The organism is Shewanella sp. 0m-6, from assembly GCF_052977325.1.
Genome location: NZ_JBRIMD010000032.1, coordinates 24,984 through 44,575 on the forward strand (window position 1 = coordinate 24,984; position 19,592 = coordinate 44,575).

The following is a 19,592-nucleotide window of genomic DNA, read 5'->3' on the forward strand; positions in this document are numbered from 1 at the left end:
AGGATACGATGCGACGACTGATACTCATACCAATACTAACATTATCAGCCCAGGTAAATGCGCTGACGCTTGAGGAATCCGTGGCAGAGGCGATCAATCACCACCCGACGATTCTAGAAAAATATGCCAGCTTTGAAGCTGCGATAAGGTATAAGCGTGCCGCAGTAGGAGAGTACTTACCGCAAGTGAAGTTATACGGTGGCGTAGGTTATGAAAACGTGCGTTACAACAGTGGCCAACGTATCGATACCGAACTGGATCGAACTGAAATTGGGCTGCGTGTATCACAACTCATTTTTGATGGTTTTCGTACTACATCGGAGATCGACAGGCTCAATTTTGAGAAAGAAGCCGAGCGTCTAGGGTTGCTTTCTGATGCGGAAAATTTGAGCCTAGAGGTTAGTCGGGTTTACCTTGAGCTATTGATGGCGAACAAAATTGTTGAACTGACAGAGCGCAATATTACCGATCACCAAAAAATACTAAAAAACATCGAATCACGCAAAGATAAGGGGCTCAGTAGTGACTCTGATGTTGCGCAAGTGCGATCGCGTTTAGCCACCAGTCAATCGGGTTATCTTTCTGCACGTAATAATCAAATGGATAAGCAGGCACGTTACTATGATTTAGTTGGCCAAATGCCTAAAGATCTGCACGACCCGCAACCCGATTTTGATTTTGTGCCTACTAGCTTGCCAGATGCGATTCGGTTAGCGATAGAAAATCATCCTGAAATCGATGCTGCAACGCTAGACACGCAAGCGGCTAATGCTCAGTATGAGCGCGAGAAAAGTGACTTTTGGCCTACATTATCCTTAGAGTTGCAAGCAAACAAAAACGATAATATTGGTGGTATTGAAGGTCCAGATGAAGATGCTAGGGCCATGCTGATGCTCAGTTATGACCTGTTTAGCGGGGGGGCGACTACCGACCGAACTGAAGCCGCGTCATGGCGTTATCAACAATCTTTGGCTATCCGTAAGAATACCCAAAAGCAGGTCGAAGAGGGGACTCGTCTTGCATGGAACGCGTACGATTTTATTGGTCAACAACGGGGATTTTATCGTGAAAATGTCGACCAATCGGTAAAGGCTGAGCGGGGTTATACCAAGCAGTTTGAGCTGGGTCGCCGCTCACTGCTTGATGTGTTAGATGCTCAAATAGAAGTCTTTTTAGCGCGTAAGCATTACATTACCGCGCACTACAACTACAACATCGCCGCATATCGCCTTATTAATGCCACAGGCTATTTAATGGAGTCATTCCGTGTCGACACGCCAGAAGCTTGGACGGAGGATAAGTAATATGCGCACTTTACTGACCCAATTATTGTTAGTGAGCTTACTCTTAGTTCAAGGTTGCGCTGATACCGCTGCGCCCTTTAATGTTGAGCCGCAAACCCGAGATCTGCTCGATAGTGATTTAGACGGCGTAATCAACGCTCGTGATAAATGTGCCGCTACAGATAAAGGTTCGGTCATCAATAATGAAGGCTGCCCGAGCCCGACTATGACGGAAAAAGAAGACGTTAGAGTCATTATGTTTGGCTTTGATAAAGACACGTTAAGCCGTGCGCAGGCGAATAAATGGCGCGGTATTATTGCTCGTTTGGCTCAAAAGCAGTCACCATCGCTCTATTTAGTCGGTGATACCAGTGTTGAAGGCAGTGAAGAATATAACCACGCACTGGCGAAACGACGAGTGGATTACATTACCCAACTTGCGATTGAGCAAGGTTTTCCGGCCAGTGCGATAAAAGAAGAGGTCTATTTTAAGCAAAACCACATACCTCAAACTGTTGCTGGGCGAGAGCATCGACTCGTTGCTGTGGCGACATGGCAAGAGTCGGGGACTGCTCAGATGTGGAATATCTATACATCTGAGCGCGCAAAGTGAAACTCAATCCGGCATCGATAACGGCAAAAAAGAGCACTTAGGTGCTCTTTTTTGCTATCTACAGCCGCATAAAAAAGAGTTAAATAATCACAACTAACATGACTTGATTAGTCATCAATTCCGCGTATCTTGGATGGGTAAGTATTAAGTTTGGTGCAGATTCTTAAGGATGGTAATTGTGCGCATACTGATGATGATTTCTTTGCTGTTGACGCTGACGGCGTGTGACAACGGCGCCAAAAATGTAGCGCTTGGCAGCCTTGAGCGGCAACGTATCGCCTTAACGGCGACAGCCAATGAAGTGGTCGTGGCACTTCCGGTGGCGCAAGGCAGCATGGTGAGTAAAGGGGCTGTGCTGGTGCAGCTAGATGATACATTACAAAAAGCTCAGGTCTCTAAGGCGCTTGCCGATGTGGCACAAGCCAATGCAAACTATCAGAAGCTACTTAAAGGTGCCCGTGAGGAGGAGATTGCAGCCGCTAGAGCGAATGTGTCTGGCGCGCAAGCAACGCAGCAAGAGAGTGAAGCCAATTACCGCCGAATTGCTAGCATGGCAAAAGATAACTTAGCCAGTCAATCCAACCTTGACCGCGCACTGGCAAATCGGGATTTAGGTAATGCCAATCTTGAGAATGCACAGGAGCATCTGCGAGAACTGCTTGCAGGCTCGCGAGTCGAAGATATTCGTTCTGCCGAGGCAAATTTAGCAGCTGCTGAGGCCGTATTACTGGGTGAGCAAAAAAAGCTATCAGACTTAACCATCAGGGCGACCCGTGACGGTATTCTTGATAACCTGCCGTGGAACTTAGGCGAGCGTGTCACTTTAGGGAGCCCACTGGCTGTGGTGTTAGCCGGTAAAGCCCCTTTTGCTCGCATTTATGTACCCGAGCCATATCGAGTCAAAATCAATATCAATGACAGCCTATTAGTCCATGTTGATGGTGTTGATGATCCCATTGAGGGGCGTGTACGCTGGATTGCTAACGAGCCTGCCTTTACTCCTTACTATGCGTTAAACCAAGAAGAGCGCTCACGGCTGATGTACCTTGCAGAGGTACAACTTCCTGATAGCTCGGCCTTATTACCCAGTGGTGTTCCTGCTCAGGTCGAGATGCCATGAGCATATCGGTCATCAAAACGACTCAGCTGTGCCGTGACTTTGGCAGTTTAAAGGCGATTCAAAATCTTGATTTTGAGGTTGAAAAAGGCCAGATCTACGGCTTTCTAGGCCCCAATGGTTGCGGTAAGACCACGGCTATTCGCATGTTAACGGGCTTGTTATTACCGACCTCCGGTGAGATTGAAGTGCTAGGGCTGAAGTTGCCACAAGATGCTGAAAAGTTACGGTTAAAAATTGGCTATATGACCCAGAAATTTTCTCTATACGATGATCTAACTGTTAAAGAAAATCTGAAATTTATTGCCAAAATATACGGCCTATCCCGTCGTGAGCAAACCGCACGTATTCAAGAGTTGCTGCATACCTATGGCTTAAATGAAAAAGTCGATCAACTTGCTGGCAGCATGAGCGGCGGGCAAAAGCAGCGGTTGGGTTTAGCCGCTGCAACCATGCATAAACCGGAGTTACTGTTCCTCGATGAGCCGACCTCAGCAGTCGATCCTGAGAATCGGCGTGATTTTTGGGAGAAGCTGTTCGATCTGTGTGAACAGGGCACTACTATTTTGGTGTCGACTCACTATATGGACGAAGCTGAGCGCTGTCATAAGCTCGCGATCTTAGAAGCGGGCGTGAAACGCGCGGATGGCTCGCCCGACGAGCTGATGCACAATATGGGCGCACAGGTAGTAGAGGTTGAGTCGAGCGACTTGAGACAGTTAAAGCAAGTGCTAATGGCGCTTCCAGAGGTGATAAGCGCCGCGCAATTAGGCTCTAGATTAAGAGTCTTAGTTAAAGATAGCTGCAGTGACCCTATCGGTTTATTGTCTGAGCAGAGCTCACTTTCTTTAAGTGCTGTGAATATTGTCAGGCCTAGTCTTGAAGATGTATTTGTTACCTGTACGGGGCAGGGGCGCCAATGAAGACCCTGTATCGGTTACAGGCGATTGTGATGAAAGAGCTGACTCAGCTCAAACGCGACCGAATGACCTTTGGTATGGTGGTGATGATCCCACTTATTCAGTTGATGCTATTTGGTTACGCCATTAATACCAATATTCGTGATATCCCTGTTGGTGTGGTCGATCACAGTCAAACCGCCTTAAGTCGTGTGTTAATTCAAACCGTACGAGCTACCCAAGTGGTGGAGTTTACTCAGCATTTTTATGATATAGACAGCGCTCAGGCCGCAATTGCTCGGGGTGAAGTGCGTGCAGTATTAGTGATCCCCAGCGATGTTAGCCAACGCTTAGTGCGTCACCGAACGGTAGGCTTTGGCACGCCGCCCTCAAGCGATGAGGAAACCAGCCGCCCTGTGGCACAATGGATTGTCGATGGCTCCGATACCATGGTCGCTGCTGCAATAAAGGGCTTGCGTGCAATGCCCTTAACCGAACTGCTTGGGCAGCCGGCCAATCGTACAACGCCAACCTTTGAGGTCGCGCTGTTTTATAACCCTGAGCAGCGCACTGCGGTGAATATTGTACCTGGGCTGGTGGGGGTCATTCTGACGATGACCATGATAATGTTCACTTCAGCCGCCATCGTACGCGAGCGTGAACGGGGCAATCTAGAGATGTTGATCACCACACCTATTCGTCCTATAGAGCTGATGCTGGGTAAAATCATTCCCTACATGTTTATTGGCATCTTGCAGGTCATTATTATTCTCGGGCTAGGTTACAGTATTTTTAATGTGCCAATGAATGGCAGCCTATTACAGCTAGCAAGTGCTACGTTACTGTTTATTATGGCAAGCTTAACCTTAGGCTTGGTCATCTCGACGATTGCTAAGAGTCAGCTGCAATCGATGCAGATGACCATTTTTGTGCTTCTGCCGTCGATTCTTTTATCCGGATTTATGTTCCCTTATGAGGGCATGCCTGTGGCGGCGCAGTATATTGCTGAAGCGCTGCCGGCGACCCACTTTATGCGACTTATTCGGGGCGTGGTACTGCGAGATGTTGAAATTATCGATATGACTTATGACGTGACTTGGTTGGCGATTTTTACCGTGATAGGGCTGATTATTGCATCGATGAGGTTTAAAAAGAATTTAGGCTAATAATAGCTTTAAGCTAAATATGTGTATGAATGGATATTTACCACCTATGCATATTAGCGGTTAATTTTCGCCTATGTGTGAATAAAGCGTGATTACTTATTTTAAGCGCTAGTTTTAAGAGTTAGTTTTGAACGTGATTTTTGACTGTTAGTCTCGATAATGAGTTTATTGTTAGTTTTACAGTTGGCGGGGTAATTAATGTGAGAGACTGCTGTTTTTAAATATTAATTATGTTTTAGGCTAAAAATAGCAATCAAATACGAAAGGTAGCTTTTAATACAGAGGCTTTTAAAATTGAAATTTGAGGTGATATTTGCAGGAATAAGGAATGTCGCCGCGAGAGTCACCAGAGTATGAGTGGTAATGACATTCAGCACGGCGCTATGTTCAGTTGTAGCCAAGAATGTAGCTTGAGGTTTCATCCTCCTGTTCGTCTGAAGGAATGCTTTCTTCGACAAGCATCGCCTCGACAAGAGCGGAACCCTTTTCGTTGGTTTTAGAGTGAATAAATTCATTTTGAACATATTTGTTAAACAAGTGTTTTTCCATCATCAAATCCTCTGGGTTATTTAGCGCGTATCTCTATGTATAGTTTAAAAATAACAATTTGAAAGTTTTAATAAATAAATTATTGGGTATTGGTTAGAATTTAATTTTATATTTATATGACTAAGTTATTATTCAAATGATTGTTTAAATAATTGGATCAAGATGAGAACCTTATTAATTGTATTGTTAGCAGCGATATTAAGTGCCTGCTCAAGTGCTCCTCCTCAATCTGCCTCCTCGGGTAAAGCTCAGCAGCTATCGAGTGAAAAACAGATAAAAAACCAATTAATACAAATGCATCGAGAATGGAAAGGTGTGCCTTATCGCTTAGGTGGTATGAGTAAGAAGGGCATAGATTGCTCTGGATTTGTGGTGCAGACATATCAGAGCCGCTTTGGCGTGCAACTACCTAGAACCACAGAAAAGCAGAAAGATATCGGTAAAAGCGTCAGTAAGAGTCAGTTGCGTGTGGGGGATCTGGTTTTTTTCAAAACGGGCTGGAGTACACGCCATGTGGGGATTTATATAGGTGACTCGCAATTCTTACATGCGTCCACGAGTCAGGGAGTGATGATCTCTAGTTTAAATAACAGTTACTGGAAGCAAAAATATTGGTTATCGAGAAGGCCGTGATCGATTATTCCAAAGCGCTAACCAGCATGAGCTAGCACTTTGGAAGCTTAGATCTAGCGCTTTAGAAGCGACGTCCCACAGAAAGTAGTAATTGATCCCAGTTTAAAAATCCGTATTCAATAAACACGTTCCACTCATCCTTAGGGCCAAAATCGTACACCATACTGAGCGACATATTGTGACTTTCAGAGCTGACTAGGTGGACGTCATAATCTATGTTAATCCCGCCAGGCCTGCCGAGTAACGGGACGTTGAAGTCGTAACTTCCACCAATTTTTTGGTTAATCATCTGGTAGTTGTAACCGACTAAGAAGGCGAGCTTATCGCCGCCGACATCGTATCTTTGCCCCATACGCACTGAGCCGATATAGGTTTGAATCGTGCTGTCGGTGGTGGTGGTCCAAGAGTTGGTAAAGGCGGCCACACTGGTAAAGATAAACGGATGCATACCCGGGATCACTTCGGCTTGCCCTGCCAGCACCGCACCTAAACCTAAGTTATAAGCCGTATATTCGATAGGGATAGGTAGCACCATATCGATGCCGCCATTACCTAAACCTTGGGCGTTGCTTAAGTCCGCCAGAATGTTTTTGTGCCCCTTGGTATAACCAGCAAGGCCATATACGTTAAGAAATGGCAGTACCCAGGCATCGGCTCTAAGCTGAATGCTTTCGTCTTCCCCGGTAATAATCACATCGTCAGCGGGGATCACAACATTGGCGTTGAGCTTGTTCAGCCAGCCGCTGCCTGCGAGGCCAAGGTTGAAGTTGTCTTTGGCGTCATAAGCAACTGACTGCTTGTTGTAGTAGATATTGAAGCCGACAGGGATGGGCAGTTCATAACCTAACTCACGAGCTTTATCGCCCCAGATAGGCAAATGGCTCCAGTGCGCGGGCTGCTGGCGTTCAATGTCTGTGGTGTCGCTGTTGGCCCACACATTAAAGGTGATGGCATTAAGTAGCATCACAATAACAAGGTGTTTGTTCATTTTTATCAATCTCAGAAATCTATTTAAAAGGCTTCGGTAAAGGTAAGGTAGAAACCGCTGTCATCATCGCTAAAGCCGAGATCGACACGTACGTTCATCCTAGGTTGCAATTCATAGCGGTAGCCAAAGCCATAGCTATATAGCAGTTTTTCGTATAGCTGGGTGTCTGTTCCTGCAATGGAGCCTACGCCCGCCCAAAGGGTGGCGCCATGCGCTGACAGTTCGCCGTTGTCACGCAAGAAGGTGTGGCGATATTCAAGGGTGTGTTCGATAGCAGACTTATCGCGGTATCGCCCTTGGTAGAGGCCACGTAGCGAAGACTGTCCACCTAGAGATGGCAGATCATAGTAAGGCACATCGCCTTCACTCCACTGATAAGCATTGTAAAAAGCCAGCACTCGCCCTAACGCTACAGTGAGGTAATAGCGATGATCGAGTAAGATTTTTTGATATTGGTTATCGCTACCAAAGCCAGAGTTGTAGTTGATATATTCAACATTCAGGTACTGACCCTGCCAAGCGTTTACTGTGACATCACGGCTGTCATAATTGATTGAAAAACCCAAGCCTACCGACAAAGGCTTATCTTTGAATTGTTGAAAATTGTCATCAGCAATTGCTGTTGGCGGCGAGCTATTTTGGTCTGGCTCGAAGTAATTGACTCGCAGCGCCGGGCCAAAGTAAAAGCCGTAATCGCTCTTAAAGTCTAAGTTGGCATGATAGGTCAGTGAAGTTTTATTCAGTAGGGTATCGTCAGATGCTGATTGCTGTTTGCCTGCGTCATAACCCACTCCCCAGAAGTTTTCACTTTGGCTGGCCAATACAAATAGTCCGTTGTAGCGAATATCATCGTTATCAAAAAACAGATTTTGTCTTGAGCGTAAGCTGTAGCCGAGGTCGCCATCGCCTTTATTGGCAATACCAAAAAGTGACACGCTTGAGCGCTGCAAGTCACTCTGTTCTCGCTCAGTTTTGAAGGAATACAGACCGCCGAGGGCGAGCATTAAGCCGTTTTCCGGTGTGAATGCGGGTCCACCTAAAACATCGAACATGGCTAAGCCGTTTTTAGCGATATGGCTACGCTTGGCATAATCAAGATCGGTTTGTGCTTTGTCGATTTCATCGCATGCTAGATCGTTTTGGCACTCATCAGCTTGATGGTTGAGGTCGTCCATGGCTTGTTCATAAGCTTGGCTGCGCTGCTCGGCTTCATCCTGACTGTGAAAAAATGGCAGTTCGCTATTTTTAGTCGGTAGATCTAGCTGGGTTTGAGTGGCATTGGCGAGATTGCAAAGAAGGATAGTTGCTAACGCTAGACAGGCGCGCAATAAGCCTTGTGTGGTGTTCAAATAGTGTCCCCTGACATGGTGTGAATTCAGCTGAATTCGAGTAGGCGCAAGAGTACGGTAGAATTTATCGAAAACAAGTATTACTCAGGGCGGAATATCAAAAAGATTGCGACCCATATCTCGTTTGCAGTAAATGGTTTTCATTGTGTTGCTATTGTGAGCGGACATGGGGTGTTGGAGGGTGAATGGCCAATAAATCATGACGTCGCAGTTTTTGCATTTAACCCAATATTTTTCGAGTTTAATTAGTTAACTTTGTGCTACTTTAACGCCAGACTATAGAGACGCTAACGTTCACGATAAACTAAGCCAAGTTTATCTAAGATCAGATTGAAGGAACAGAGAATGAGCAAAGCTAAAATCGGTATTGTTACGGTAAGTGATAGAGCCAGTGCGGGGATCTATGAAGATATCTCTGGTAAGGCAATTATCGATGTTCTTAACGAATACCTCACGTCTGAGTGGGAACCTGTTTATGAAGTGATCCCTGATGAACAAGATGTGATTTCAGCGACGCTGATTAAGATGGCTGATGAGCAAAACTGTAGCCTTATTGTCACCACTGGTGGCACAGGACCTGCTAAGCGCGATGTGACTCCTGAAGCGACTGAAGCTGTGTGTGATCGTATGATGCCTGGTTTTGGTGAGCTAATGCGCGCCGAGTCGCTTAAGTTTGTACCAACAGCCATTTTATCGCGTCAAACAGCAGGCCTACGTGGTGACTCGCTTATTGTTAACTTACCGGGTAAGCCAAAGTCGATTCGCGAGTGTTTGGATGCCGTGTTCCCAGCGATTCCATACTGCATCGACCTAATGGACGGTCCTTTCTTAGAGTGTGACGAGTCGGTTATTAAGCCGTTCAGACCTAAAGCTAAGTAAAGCAAGGCCACTGGTTAGTTGGAAGTAGGGCTAAGTGAGCGTGTTTCGATGCACGCCCCTACTATTCCAACTGCATTCTCATTACCCTCTCAACTATCTACACGCATATAGCATCTTTCTACTAATCACACAGATCTTTATTAATCATTCGTACTTGTAGAGCTATGACTTATCATGGTTTTTACATCTTTTCACAAACTTTTAGCTTCTTTGGCTGTTTTTTGGTCAGTCAGTTGAGTTTAGTTGCATTACTCTGGAGTTAATTTCGCCTGCGCGCGATAAATCATAAGGAGTTGTGAAGATGGGCGTGTTCGTTTCGTGGACTATTAAACGAAAATTGATGGCTGTAATGCTGGTCTTTGGGTTAACTGGTGCTGTAATTTTTACTGATGTGGTAGTCAGTACTGCAGAAGTTGAACAGCGATTTAATGAGTACGATCAAGCTGGAGTTAAGAGCCAAGAGTTCATCTTGTCTATTAATCGCGATATGAATTACGTCTCTCGCTTATCTCGTAGCATTATGCTCGGCGATGATTTCAATAAGAATTACAATTTGCTTGAAACCCGTATTCAAGATATCTACCGTCATTTTGAAAATCTAGAATCTTCATTAAGTAAAATGAGCAGCACTGAAGATAGGCAAGAGCTCAGTCAATTAGCTCAAAACTCTAAGCAAGCTACAGAGGCATTTCTTGAAGATGGTCGTGCACGTATGTTGGCATTGCAATCTGTTGAGCGCACACCAGAGCGATTACAAGTTGCTTGGCAAGAGTACCGTAAAGGGGCAAGTCCATTTGCGAATAAGGCCAGAACGACCTTTAAATCTTTAGCGGACTCAGTAGAAAATGCACGCAATCACATACAAAATGCCGCATTGACGTCTATGTCGAATATGCGATTGCAATTAATTGGTTTCACTCTAGGTTGTTTTGGTATTGCAGGGCTCATTCTGTTGTTTGTTTCGCGTGCTATTTTGCGTTCTATTGAAGATATGAAATTCTCTATTACGTCAATCGAGGCCGAGTCGGATCTTACTCGCCGAATTAAAATCACTTCCCAAGATGAACTCGGTCAACTATCTCGCTCTTTTAACTTAATGCTAGATAAGTTCCAAACGAGTTTACAAGGGGTGGCAGAGACCTCATCAGCGCTCGCTGAATCCTCTCAAGGTATGGCGGAGATAACTGCTGATGCAGCTAACTCGGTACAAACTCAGCGTGACGAACTAGAGATGGTAGCAACGGCCATGAATGAGATGACGGCAACCGTGGTTGAAGTGGCTAAAAATGCCAATGATGCTGCTGATGCCGCGGCGCAAACTGATGGCCAGTCTCAGGCGGGCTTAGCCGTTGTGAATAGTACGGTTGAGGCGATTGAGAGCTTAGCTGTGGGTATCGAGCGCGCATCGCAAGTGGTGAAAGATTTAGAGCATGATAGCCATCAAATCGGCTCTATTTTGGATGTGATTAAAGGCATTGCCGAGCAAACTAATTTGTTAGCGCTCAATGCTGCGATTGAGGCGGCGAGAGCGGGTGAGCAAGGGCGAGGCTTTGCGGTCGTTGCTGATGAAGTGAGAACCTTGGCGAGTCGTACTCAAGAGTCGACAGAAGAGATCCAGGCCATGATAGAGAAGCTACAAGGCGGCGCTAAGCTTGCAGCGAGTGCGATGTCCGATAGTCGTCAATATGTCGATGATAGCGTAAGTCATGCCCGCGGTGCGGGTGAGGCACTACAAAGTATCGTCAGTGCGATTGCGACCATTACCGATATGAATACTCAAATTGCCACAGCAGCCGAGGAGCAAAGTACGGTATCTGAAGAGATAAATACTAATATCGTTAATATCAGCCACGCGGCAGAGCAAACTGCCAATGGCACGAATATTAGCTCTCAGGAGAGTGAAAACTTAGCCCATATGGCTAAACGCCTGTCTGTGTTGGTACAAGAGTTTAAAATCTAACTGTCATCCAGTATCGGTCTCTCTTTTCTGAGGGGCCTACTGGCGTGGGTAGGTAAATGATTACCTGCACTGTCGATATTAGCCACCTTTACGGGCAATAATATAAGCGCTGTAGCCCGTTAGCAGCAGTAGGCTAGGGATTGCAATGAAGTGGGCAAACAAGTTCGGTTCGGTGCTGAAATTAAGCCAAAGCAACAAGCCCCAGCTTGGGAGTAAGTAGCTCAGGCTTAACACTTTATGACTAATCGGCTTATATTTGAGTGCTTTTTTGCTTGCTGATTTATATCTAGTTGCTCTATCACTTAGCATGTTATTGCTTTTGGTGGTGTCGTTTGACGAAACGGTAACTCGCTTGCTTAACATTCTACTCATTCTCTGATCCATATTCATATTGCTTTTCATAACAGCGCTCCTGCGACTACAGCTTTCAATAACTGTCAGTATAAAAACTAGACAAATCACTTTTAAGTGTCATTATTGACAGAATTAAGGTGATAAGTGACAGGTTGAAGGGTTATGAAACGAATAGTTGTATTAGCTGCCGATAATGCGGTGGCTGGTGGCATTCTTAGTTTTATGGATGTTTTCAGCTTTTGTAATACTTATTGGAAAGTGACTCATCCAGATGCTGATGAGGCATTGTTTGAGTGTGCGGTGATGTCGCCTGATGGTGAGCCAATAATAAGTGATTATAACGTAAAGCTTCCTGTCATAGCCCATGAGGATGCCGAGCATTATCTAAGTCATGCCGATGCCTTAGTTGTGGCTTCGGCAACGATCACTAACCGGCAACAGCTTACTGCCTACCTAACAGATTTTGAACCTCATATTGCAACGTTGAGAGACTTTTCTCATACAGGTAAACCTATTGGCGCTTACTGCTCAGGCACCTTGATGCTAGCAGCTTCAGGCTTGCTCGATGATAAGAGGGCGACATGTGTATGGTGGTTGGCTGAATTGTTTAAACGCAGCTTTCCTCGTGTGAAATTATGCAGTGAGCATGTAGTGCTTAATGATGGGCAGTTCTATACGGCGGGGGCAACCAGTGCCAATCTGAGCTTAGCTTTGCAGTTGATACAAAGGCTGGCTGGAGAGCAAATTGCGACTCAGATGGCCAAGGTCTTATTGATCGATCCTAACCGAACCTCTCAACAAGCTTTTATGACCCTTGATGCAGATCTACAGCATAAAGATGAGTTGGTTAATCGTATTCAAGACTGGATGCAGTTGCACCTTAATAAAAACTTATTACTTGATGAGATAGCTGACAAATTTGCCGTTGGTAAACGCACCTTGATTAGGCGGTTTAAAAAAGCTATTAATCAAACACCAGCCAGTTATATTCAACGGCTTAGGGTGGATGAAGCTAAACGATTATTAGAAACAACGGAGCTTGCGATTGAGCAGATAGTAGAGCAGGTTGGCTATGAGGATGTTAGCTCATTTAGAAAGCTATTTATTCAAACAACCAGTTTGTCGCCTAGGGCCTATCGGCAGAAATTCAATACTCATGACTGCTGCTAATGGTAATTGCTGGTCGCAATTGAATGAGCGTTAAGCTTATTCCATCAACACTATGAGTGTGTGAACCTGACTATATTTATGTTACCGGTTACAGTGAATTGATCGTCGACTTTAGATCATAGCTATTATCGGTGACGATTTTCTCAAGTACTTCTATTCGCTGTTCTAAATGCCTGTTTTGCTTACGCAGTAACTCAAGCTCATTATTGGTGATCTCTGAGCCAGTGATCTTACGAGACTTCAGGTAATACTTAAAGGCCTCACCTGCGGTGGCGATAGCAACGATAGCGACAATTAACACGATCATGGGTAGATCCATAGTGGTACTCCTTATTCAGTTATCTATAATCTTTTATTGAGCATTAGCTTTGAGCATTAGTTCGATTCGCATATTTATCAACGACTTTTCCTGTAACCGCCCACACCATTACCCCGCCCCATGCAATCAGTGAAAAGCCCGCAGGGATACAGGCGAGTAAAATAAGTTTGAAGTGTTTGCGGTTAAATACTAATGCCAGCATGGCGGGCAGAAACCAGATAGCGATGACTGCAACAGCAAGCATGGCCATAAAAGCATAGTTATCACTGGCTAAGATGTTGTCGATAAATTCCATTTTTATTTCCTTATTCCATAAGAGAGTTATCTAAATGAGTGCAACTATCGGAGGAGTGCTCCCTCCGATAGTTACGTATTGCTCGTTATAAACCAAATACAATCTTCTCGCTCTTGAGCGACTTTTGCATACCTACAGCAAGACCTAGGGCGATAGCCAAGGTTAGAGCGGATGACACTGCTAGCTGCATCATTGGTAGCTCGCGGCCTTTAATAAACTCAATTAGTGCCTGTAGCTGGCCTGAAACCGGTAACCACTGAATTGTTTCTGGTGCAATATTGTAGCTAGCTGCCATGGCTAACATCATAGGCACCATCAACACGATAGTGATGTACGACTGCGCCTCCTTAAAGCTCTTAGCCATAAAGGACACAAATAGCTGTAAACAAGCTGCCATAATTGCGACTGGCGCACCAACAACAATCATCATCAGAATAAAGTTAATGTTTAAGCTGACGGCAAAACCTAACTCTTGCCAAGGTACAAAGGCGTAAGCGAATTTAGAGACGATGAGCGTGAGGACTAAGCCCACCATCGCAAAAATCGTCACCGCAATAATTTTGGCGATAACAATTTCCCAGGTAGAGACTGGGTGACTGAGTAGCAGTGCTAATGAATTACGTTCACGCTCTCCTGCACTGGTGTCGATAGCCAAATTCATGCCTGAGATAAATACCGCGTAGATCATGGTCATGGTGGCTAGGCCTAAGATCATGCCGGCCTTTGAATCTGGCGTGGCTTCATCTTCAACATTGAGCTTAATGGGTTGCATTACTCTAGGATCGATACCGCGGGCGATAAGGCGAAGGCTGCCCATTTCACCACTATATTCTTGTAAGCTCTTTTCTAATCGACGAATCGAGATCTGCAGTTTTTCATTTGACGCATCGGCAACCAGTGTTACCTCAGCGCTAAGCCCTTTGGCCATATTGGCTGCATAGTCATCACTGATGATGAGCTGAATGTCCTTAGTGTCTTCGTTATCACCTTGAGAGATCCCACGGCTCGATAGAAATTTAACCAGATCCGGTGCACCCTGTGCGTTGGTCATTTTTATATTAAGATCTTCAGGGCTAGTCAGCTGACCAATTAACAGAAAAAACATACCGCACATAAGCAGCGGTGCGCCAATCGCGTAATAAAGCCCTGCCATTACCGAGCGTTTATCGCGAGCCGCGTCGATCAGCTCTTTGCGAACCATTGAAATAATTTTGTTACTCATTGAGAAATCCTTTTATCGCCAGTATTAAGCGGCTATGCCTTCATCAGTACCAATCAATTGAATAAAGGCATCTTCGAGCGAGTCCTTACCGGTTTGCTGGCACAATGCTTCTGGGCTACCAATGGCAACCACTCGGCCTTCGGCCATCACTATCACCTGGTCACAAAGTGCGGCGACTTCTTGCATCACATGGCTTGAAAACAGCACGCAATGGCCTTGGTTTTTTAGATCACGCAAGATGTCGCGCAGTACACGGGTACTCATAACATCAAGGCCACGAGTGGGTTCATCGAGAATGATATTGGTTGGCTGGTGGACAATGGCTTGTGCCAATGCCGTTTTCATTCTTTGGCCCTGAGAAAAACCTTTGCACTGTCTATCGGCGATATCAGCAAGGTGTAATCTATCGATAACCTTGCTGGTGGCTAGCTTTGCTTCTTTACGAGACAGGCCGTTAAGTTCGGCAAAGTAGCTAATATATTCCCGCGGGGTTAAGCGCTCATACAAACCAAATGGGTCAGGAAATAAACCCAATTGCTGTTTGGCGGCAACGGGTGATACCGCGATATCGATACCATCAATTTCTGCATTGCCGTTATCAGGCTTTAAAAGGCCAAACACGGTGCGTAAACAGGTGGTTTTCCCCGCGCCATTTGGGCCGAGTAGACCAGTGATCTGGCCATCTAGCGCTGAAAAGCTTAAATCATTTAGCGCCTGCACATCTCCGATGCGTTTTGATAAATTTGATACTTTGATCATGGTGGCTTCCTTACTTATTCAGGGCTGTTTGTTTGTCTGCTTGTTTAATTGTTTGTTCGTCTATTTTTTCATCTTTTTGCTTAGTACTGTCACTAGGAATGGCTTCTACTGTGCTGGCATTGAGATAGAAGTTGCGGCGAATATCTTCCTGTAAGCACTTAGCATCTAGCTCTGCTACAGAGCCTTGCTCAACGAGCTCTGCAATAAGGTCATTACCACAAGACTGGTATGCCACGCCGTGTGTCGCATAAGGGGCGATAAAGTGTTTAGCATTGGTCAGTTTTTCCATGGCAAGCGCTCCCCAGCTTGGTGGCGTAGCGGGGTCTAACTCACCCGAGAGCAATAGGGTTGGGATATCACTGGCTATGGGGTCGCTAAAGCTGGCATCGACCGCAGGCATATTCCACACTGCGCAGGAGTCGGCAAAAGTTTTTAGCATCTCTTTACCAAAGTAGCTCTGGTTTGTTTTTTCGCGCAGTTCAGGCGTCAGGCGTTGCCAATCTTCGCCACATACCACAGAAGCATGCATGCCCATGGCGATACCCGCATTGTCTATGCCCATGGCATAGAGTCCTGTGATGGGTTGATAGTTACCCTTAGCCGCTTGATGAATCGCATGGGGCATGAGTGAGCGGGTGCTGGGATTGTAAAGCGCCATCCGCAACGCGCCTTTAAACTTACCGCGAGTGAGGGTCAGTTGGGTCATTTCACCGGTAAGAGGGTCGGGCACTTGGCTTATTTTTGGCGCTTGTGTTAGCTCAGCATCGACCTTTTCAAGATCGGCACTAAGCTCAGGGAATTGTGCATGACAAAGACTGTTGTTGGCGCAATCTTCGATAAGCAGATTGAATGCACGGGCAATGGCATCGCCAATAGCGAGCACACTTTGCTGCATTGGCACTACACCATCTAGGGTGACCGTTGCTAGGCTTGTCGGATAGTGACGCATATACAGCTGTGCCATACGCGTGCCGTAAGACACGCCGTATAGGTGCAGTTTTTGATAACCTAAGTGCTGTCTAACCGCTTCAAAATCTTTAAGTGCGCTAAGGCTGCCGTATTGAGTGACATCGGCATCAAGGCTATCTAGGCATTTTTGGGTTTCAACCCGGGTATCAAAATCACTTTCATTAACCGCCAGAGCACTTTCAAAGCCATCGCCAATACATTGCAGTGGGCTCGACTGACCGGTGCCGCGCTGGTCGATAAGGATGACATCTTCGGTTTGGCGTACCTTGGTCAGCATGCGATCGAAACCGCGGGCATTTTCGATGGCTGATTGCCCTGGCCCGCCAGCGATTGCGAGCAAGGCTTGGTTCTTGCTACCAGGCTTGATGGCTGGCATCACCACGTAATGAATTTGGATCTGTTTGCCATCTGGCTTGGCGTAATTCTCAGGAACCGAGATAGAGCCGCATTGCATCTGCTCCGATAATCCGTCGACATAGCAAGCTTGTTGATTGTTAGGTTTTAGTTGTGCAGTGTTGGCTGATGTGTCCGCTTGAGCTGAAGGAATGAGTAGTCCAGCACCGAGTAAGATAGCCGTAGCTAAAGGTTTTTTATGCCATAGCGCGGGGGCTACTCGAGCGCGAATTTGAGAGTACATTCCATGAAGCATGATACTGATTCCTTTTTGCAATTTAGCGTATCTAAATAAGAGCCTTGTTAATGTATCAATGTCTTTATGCAGTGGCTAACTACTTTTGTTCAGTTCAATGCTCTAACTGAACAAGTACGGGAGTTAATGGGCTACAAATCATGTAGACGCTTTGGTTTGCAAAACAACGGTTATGGCGGGGAGATCTACTGCGGTGTTAATGTTAAAACAGCACTGATAATCGAGCGACCAACCAAGATGGTTAAAGTTTAATCTATTTGCTTGCGCTGGGAATAGCACAATATCGCTACAGGTGTTAATAAATTATTTTTGTTTTAATTTAGATGCTTAGCTTAAAAGACTTGCTGTTAAATAAAGGCCGCTCACATCGCAGGACGGTCTTTTTTTGTGTTTGAGTTAACAAAAATAGAGCAAAAACTCTTAGTGTTTAGAGCGTCTTCTAGTAGACTTGCCGAAAAGCGGAACACTTGTAAGCTAAAAGGTAGTTATTTTATGTCGCTCGAGCAATATCACGTAGTACGATTAATACAGCAACAGAGCCAATCACTTGGCGACGCTATTGCGCTCGAAGGATTCGAAACTGCAGCGCCTTGGCATCAAGTGAGTTGGACTCAATTCGATACCATCACCTCTAAAATTGCACGGGTGTTAATTCAGTTTGGTATTGAATCCCATGACCGCGCAGTTATTTTGTCGCAGAACTGCCCGCAGTGGACCTGTGCCGATTTGGGCTTACTCAAAGCCAAAGCTGTCGTTGTGCCTATCTACCCAACCAGCACAATGGAGCAAGCGGCTTACATTGTTAACGACGCAGCAGCAAAGCTGATTTTTGTGGGTGATGCGGCGCAGTATGCAATGGCATGTGAGCTAGCCGCCCAATGCGATAGCCTGACAAGTGTGGTGGTTTTCGACCAATCAGTTGAGTTACAAGATAAGCAAAACCATTTTTATTTGGATGAACTGCTTGCGCGTGAACTTGATGTGGCAGCAGACGCCGAACTTGAAAAGCGTTTGAACGACAAGAATTTAGATGATCTACTGACGTTAATCTACACCTCAGGCACAACGGGCGACCCTAAAGGCGTAATGCTTGATTACCGCAACATTGCCTCTATGGTGCGTCAGCATGACACATTATTACCTTTTACTCCTGGTGATGTGTCGTTAGCATTCTTACCGCTTAGCCATGTATTTGAGCGCGGTTGGAGCTTCTATGTATTGTGTCGTGGTGGCCGTAACGTATACCTGTCTAATCCAATGGCGGTAAAAGAGGCGATTGTTCAAGTTCGTCCGCACACATTATGTGTGGTGCCGCGCTTCTTAGAAAAAGTGTATAGCGCCGTACAAGATAAGGTGATTAAAGCACCTGAAATGCGCCAAAAAATGTTTACCTGGGCAATGTCTGTTGGTCATAAACAGTCTGAAGTGGGCCAAGGTCGCCATAAAGCATCGTTGGGCTTAAGCTTGCAATGGAAATTAGCCGATAAGCTGGTTTTCAGTAAGTTAAAGCAGGTGTTAGGTGGTCGTCTTAAGTTTATGCCTTGTGGCGGCGCAGCACTAGATCCAAACGTCAGTGCTTTCTTCCAAAGCATCGATGTACCTGTGCTATGTGGTTACGGCATGACAGAAACGACGGCAACGGCGACCTGTAATACCTTGGCTAACCGCGTTCCCGGTTCTAACGGCCAGGTACTGCCAGAAGTTGAGATTAAACTCGGTAAAGATAACGAAATTTTAGTACGCGGCGACACTGTGATGCGTGGTTACTACAACCGTCCAGAAGAAACAGCCGAAACATTTGAAGATGGCTGGTTGAAAACTGGTGATGCGGGTCGTATCGATGAAAACGGTAACTTGTTTATCACTGACCGCATTAAAGAGCTCATGAAAACTTCAAACGGTAAGTATATTGCGCCGCAACGTGTTGAAGGCAAAGTAGGTTGTTGCCCATTCATCGAGCAGGTAGCGATTGTTGCCGATGCGCGCAACTACGTAACCGCGTTAATTGTGCCAGCATTTGAGTCGTTAGAGGCTTGGGCAAAAGAGAAAGGCGTAAATTACGAGTCACAGCTGGATCTATTGCGTCATAGTCACGTGGTTGAGCATTTTGAGCAGCGTCTTAAGACATTACAAAGCGAGCTAGCTGGCTTTGAAAAGATTAAGAAGTTTACCTTGTTACCCGATGCATTCTCGATGGAAGCGGGCTTAATTACCCCAACCATGAAGCTACGTCGTAAAGTGATTTATCACAAATACGCACGTGAAATCGACAAGATGTACAGCCGTTAATACGGGCTTAAGTCATCGTCATTAAGTGAAAAGGCACGCATTAGCGTGCCTTTTTTATGTCTGGAACATTTATGCCAACACCCATGGACGGATAGTGTTGGTATTTATGTCTGGAACATTTATGCCAACA

At 45.6% G+C, this 19,592-nt stretch carries 19 protein-coding genes; 10 read left to right on the top strand and 9 right to left on the bottom strand.

Annotation, left to right across the window (positions count from 1 at the left end):
- Positions 1 to 8 precede the first annotated feature (8 nt).
- The 5 genes from ACVBJC_RS18005 (at position 9) to ACVBJC_RS18025 (ending at position 5,078) form a co-directional block, all read left to right on the top strand.
- Positions 9 to 1,304 (top strand): TolC family outer membrane protein, encoded by a 1,296-nt coding sequence (locus ACVBJC_RS18005; protein ID WP_447162275.1) that lies wholly within the window; start codon positions 9 to 11, stop codon positions 1,302 to 1,304.
- A 1-nt stretch (position 1,305) separates the two neighbouring features.
- The gene (locus ACVBJC_RS18010) at positions 1,306 to 1,896 is read left to right on the top strand and encodes an OmpA family protein (protein ID WP_447162274.1); all 591 of its coding nucleotides are present in this window, start codon (positions 1,306 to 1,308) and stop codon (positions 1,894 to 1,896) included.
- Positions 1,897 to 2,065: 169 nt separating this feature from the next.
- The gene (locus ACVBJC_RS18015) at positions 2,066 to 3,016 is read left to right on the top strand and encodes an HlyD family secretion protein (protein ID WP_447162273.1); all 951 of its coding nucleotides are present in this window, start codon (positions 2,066 to 2,068) and stop codon (positions 3,014 to 3,016) included.
- A complete protein-coding gene (locus ACVBJC_RS18020) occupies positions 3,013 to 3,936 on the top strand; it encodes an ATP-binding cassette domain-containing protein (protein WP_447162272.1) in 924 nt (307 codons plus the stop codon). Before ACVBJC_RS18015 ends, ACVBJC_RS18020 begins: the two co-directional genes overlap by 4 nt.
- A complete protein-coding gene (locus ACVBJC_RS18025; RefSeq protein WP_447162271.1) occupies positions 3,933 to 5,078 on the top strand; it encodes an ABC transporter permease in 1,146 nt (381 codons plus the stop codon). The genes ACVBJC_RS18020 and ACVBJC_RS18025 overlap by 4 nt, the downstream gene beginning before the upstream one ends.
- 387 nt (positions 5,079 to 5,465) lie before the next feature.
- Here the strand turns inward: ACVBJC_RS18025 and ACVBJC_RS18030 are convergent, their stop codons facing one another.
- Positions 5,466 to 5,627, bottom strand: coding sequence for a hypothetical protein (locus tag ACVBJC_RS18030; protein ID WP_447162270.1), 162 nt, complete (start codon positions 5,625 to 5,627; stop codon positions 5,466 to 5,468).
- Positions 5,628 to 5,789: 162 nt separating this feature from the next.
- Between ACVBJC_RS18030 and ACVBJC_RS18035 the strand changes: the two genes are divergently transcribed.
- Positions 5,790 to 6,260, top strand: coding sequence for an NlpC/P60 family protein (locus ACVBJC_RS18035; protein WP_447162269.1), 471 nt, complete (start codon positions 5,790 to 5,792; stop codon positions 6,258 to 6,260).
- A 61-nt stretch (positions 6,261 to 6,321) separates the two neighbouring features.
- On the opposite strand, the gene ACVBJC_RS18040 is transcribed toward ACVBJC_RS18035, so the two are convergent.
- Positions 6,322 to 7,248 (bottom strand): hypothetical protein, encoded by a 927-nt coding sequence (locus tag ACVBJC_RS18040; protein WP_447162268.1) that lies wholly within the window; start codon positions 7,246 to 7,248, stop codon positions 6,322 to 6,324.
- Positions 7,249 to 7,271: 23 nt separating this feature from the next.
- Positions 7,272 to 8,597, bottom strand: coding sequence for a BamA/TamA family outer membrane protein (locus ACVBJC_RS18045; RefSeq protein WP_447162267.1), 1,326 nt, complete (start codon positions 8,595 to 8,597; stop codon positions 7,272 to 7,274).
- Between the two features lie 345 nt (positions 8,598 to 8,942).
- Between ACVBJC_RS18045 and mog the strand changes: the two genes are divergently transcribed.
- Positions 8,943 to 9,476, top strand: a complete 534-nt coding sequence (gene mog, locus ACVBJC_RS18050; RefSeq protein ID WP_439268080.1) for a molybdopterin adenylyltransferase — start codon at positions 8,943 to 8,945, stop codon at positions 9,474 to 9,476.
- 301 nt (positions 9,477 to 9,777) lie between these two features.
- The gene (locus ACVBJC_RS18055) at positions 9,778 to 11,436 is read left to right on the top strand and encodes a methyl-accepting chemotaxis protein (RefSeq protein ID WP_447162266.1); all 1,659 of its coding nucleotides are present in this window, start codon (positions 9,778 to 9,780) and stop codon (positions 11,434 to 11,436) included.
- A 78-nt stretch (positions 11,437 to 11,514) separates the two neighbouring features.
- Here ACVBJC_RS18055 and ACVBJC_RS18060 read toward each other — a convergent pair whose 3' ends face one another.
- Entirely contained in the window at positions 11,515 to 11,808 is a 294-nt protein-coding gene (locus ACVBJC_RS18060) for a hypothetical protein (protein ID WP_447162265.1), read from the bottom strand.
- A 144-nt stretch (positions 11,809 to 11,952) separates the two neighbouring features.
- On the opposite strand from ACVBJC_RS18060, the gene ACVBJC_RS18065 reads away from it, so the two are divergent.
- Positions 11,953 to 12,960, top strand: a complete 1,008-nt coding sequence (locus ACVBJC_RS18065; protein ID WP_447162264.1) for a GlxA family transcriptional regulator — start codon at positions 11,953 to 11,955, stop codon at positions 12,958 to 12,960.
- 88 nt (positions 12,961 to 13,048) lie between these two features.
- On the opposite strand, the gene ACVBJC_RS18070 is transcribed toward ACVBJC_RS18065, so the two are convergent.
- The 5 genes from ACVBJC_RS18070 to ACVBJC_RS18090 all read right to left on the bottom strand — a co-directional run bounded on the left by ACVBJC_RS18070 (position 13,049) and on the right by ACVBJC_RS18090 (position 17,173).
- Positions 13,049 to 13,279, bottom strand: a complete 231-nt coding sequence (locus ACVBJC_RS18070) for a hypothetical protein (protein ID WP_447162263.1) — start codon at positions 13,277 to 13,279, stop codon at positions 13,049 to 13,051.
- 43 nt (positions 13,280 to 13,322) lie between these two features.
- Positions 13,323 to 13,574, bottom strand: a complete 252-nt coding sequence (locus ACVBJC_RS18075) for a superinfection immunity protein (RefSeq protein WP_447162262.1) — start codon at positions 13,572 to 13,574, stop codon at positions 13,323 to 13,325.
- An 85-nt stretch (positions 13,575 to 13,659) separates the two neighbouring features.
- Entirely contained in the window at positions 13,660 to 14,796 is a 1,137-nt protein-coding gene (locus tag ACVBJC_RS18080) for an ABC transporter permease (protein WP_447162261.1), read from the bottom strand.
- A gap of 24 nt (positions 14,797 to 14,820) precedes the next feature.
- Complete coding sequence (locus ACVBJC_RS18085; RefSeq protein ID WP_447162260.1) at positions 14,821 to 15,555, bottom strand: ABC transporter ATP-binding protein; 735 nt, start codon at positions 15,553 to 15,555, stop codon at positions 14,821 to 14,823.
- Positions 15,556 to 15,565: 10 nt separating this feature from the next.
- Positions 15,566 to 17,173, bottom strand: a complete 1,608-nt coding sequence (locus ACVBJC_RS18090) for an alpha/beta hydrolase (protein ID WP_447162259.1) — start codon at positions 17,171 to 17,173, stop codon at positions 15,566 to 15,568.
- A gap of 492 nt (positions 17,174 to 17,665) precedes the next feature.
- On the opposite strand from ACVBJC_RS18090, the gene ACVBJC_RS18095 reads away from it, so the two are divergent.
- Positions 17,666 to 19,462 carry an AMP-dependent synthetase/ligase gene (locus tag ACVBJC_RS18095; RefSeq protein WP_447162258.1) on the top strand — a complete coding sequence of 599 codons (1,797 nt, stop codon included), beginning with the start codon at positions 17,666 to 17,668 and terminating at the stop codon, positions 19,460 to 19,462.
- Positions 19,463 to 19,592 lie beyond the last annotated feature (130 nt).

Coding starts and splice junctions, on each gene's coding strand:
- ACVBJC_RS18005 (WP_447162275.1), top strand. CDS start 9: ATGCGACGACTGATACTCATACCAATACTAACATTATCAGCCCAGGTA.
- ACVBJC_RS18010 (WP_447162274.1), top strand. CDS start 1,306: ATGCGCACTTTACTGACCCAATTATTGTTAGTGAGCTTACTCTTAGTT.
- ACVBJC_RS18015 (WP_447162273.1), top strand. CDS start 2,066: ATGGTAATTGTGCGCATACTGATGATGATTTCTTTGCTGTTGACGCTG.
- ACVBJC_RS18020 (WP_447162272.1), top strand. CDS start 3,013: ATGAGCATATCGGTCATCAAAACGACTCAGCTGTGCCGTGACTTTGGC.
- ACVBJC_RS18025 (WP_447162271.1), top strand. CDS start 3,933: ATGAAGACCCTGTATCGGTTACAGGCGATTGTGATGAAAGAGCTGACT.
- ACVBJC_RS18030 (WP_447162270.1), bottom strand. CDS start 5,627: ATGGAAAAACACTTGTTTAACAAATATGTTCAAAATGAATTTATTCAC.
- ACVBJC_RS18035 (WP_447162269.1), top strand. CDS start 5,790: ATGAGAACCTTATTAATTGTATTGTTAGCAGCGATATTAAGTGCCTGC.
- ACVBJC_RS18040 (WP_447162268.1), bottom strand. CDS start 7,248: ATGAACAAACACCTTGTTATTGTGATGCTACTTAATGCCATCACCTTT.
- mog (WP_439268080.1), top strand. CDS start 8,943: ATGAGCAAAGCTAAAATCGGTATTGTTACGGTAAGTGATAGAGCCAGT.
- ACVBJC_RS18055 (WP_447162266.1), top strand. CDS start 9,778: ATGGGCGTGTTCGTTTCGTGGACTATTAAACGAAAATTGATGGCTGTA.
- ACVBJC_RS18060 (WP_447162265.1), bottom strand. CDS start 11,808: ATGAGTAGAATGTTAAGCAAGCGAGTTACCGTTTCGTCAAACGACACC.
- ACVBJC_RS18065 (WP_447162264.1), top strand. CDS start 11,953: ATGAAACGAATAGTTGTATTAGCTGCCGATAATGCGGTGGCTGGTGGC.
- ACVBJC_RS18070 (WP_447162263.1), bottom strand. CDS start 13,279: ATGGATCTACCCATGATCGTGTTAATTGTCGCTATCGTTGCTATCGCC.
- ACVBJC_RS18075 (WP_447162262.1), bottom strand. CDS start 13,574: ATGGAATTTATCGACAACATCTTAGCCAGTGATAACTATGCTTTTATG.
- ACVBJC_RS18080 (WP_447162261.1), bottom strand. CDS start 14,796: ATGAGTAACAAAATTATTTCAATGGTTCGCAAAGAGCTGATCGACGCG.
- ACVBJC_RS18085 (WP_447162260.1), bottom strand. CDS start 15,555: ATGATCAAAGTATCAAATTTATCAAAACGCATCGGAGATGTGCAGGCG.
- ACVBJC_RS18090 (WP_447162259.1), bottom strand. CDS start 17,173: ATGCTTCATGGAATGTACTCTCAAATTCGCGCTCGAGTAGCCCCCGCG.
- ACVBJC_RS18095 (WP_447162258.1), top strand. CDS start 17,666: ATGTCGCTCGAGCAATATCACGTAGTACGATTAATACAGCAACAGAGC.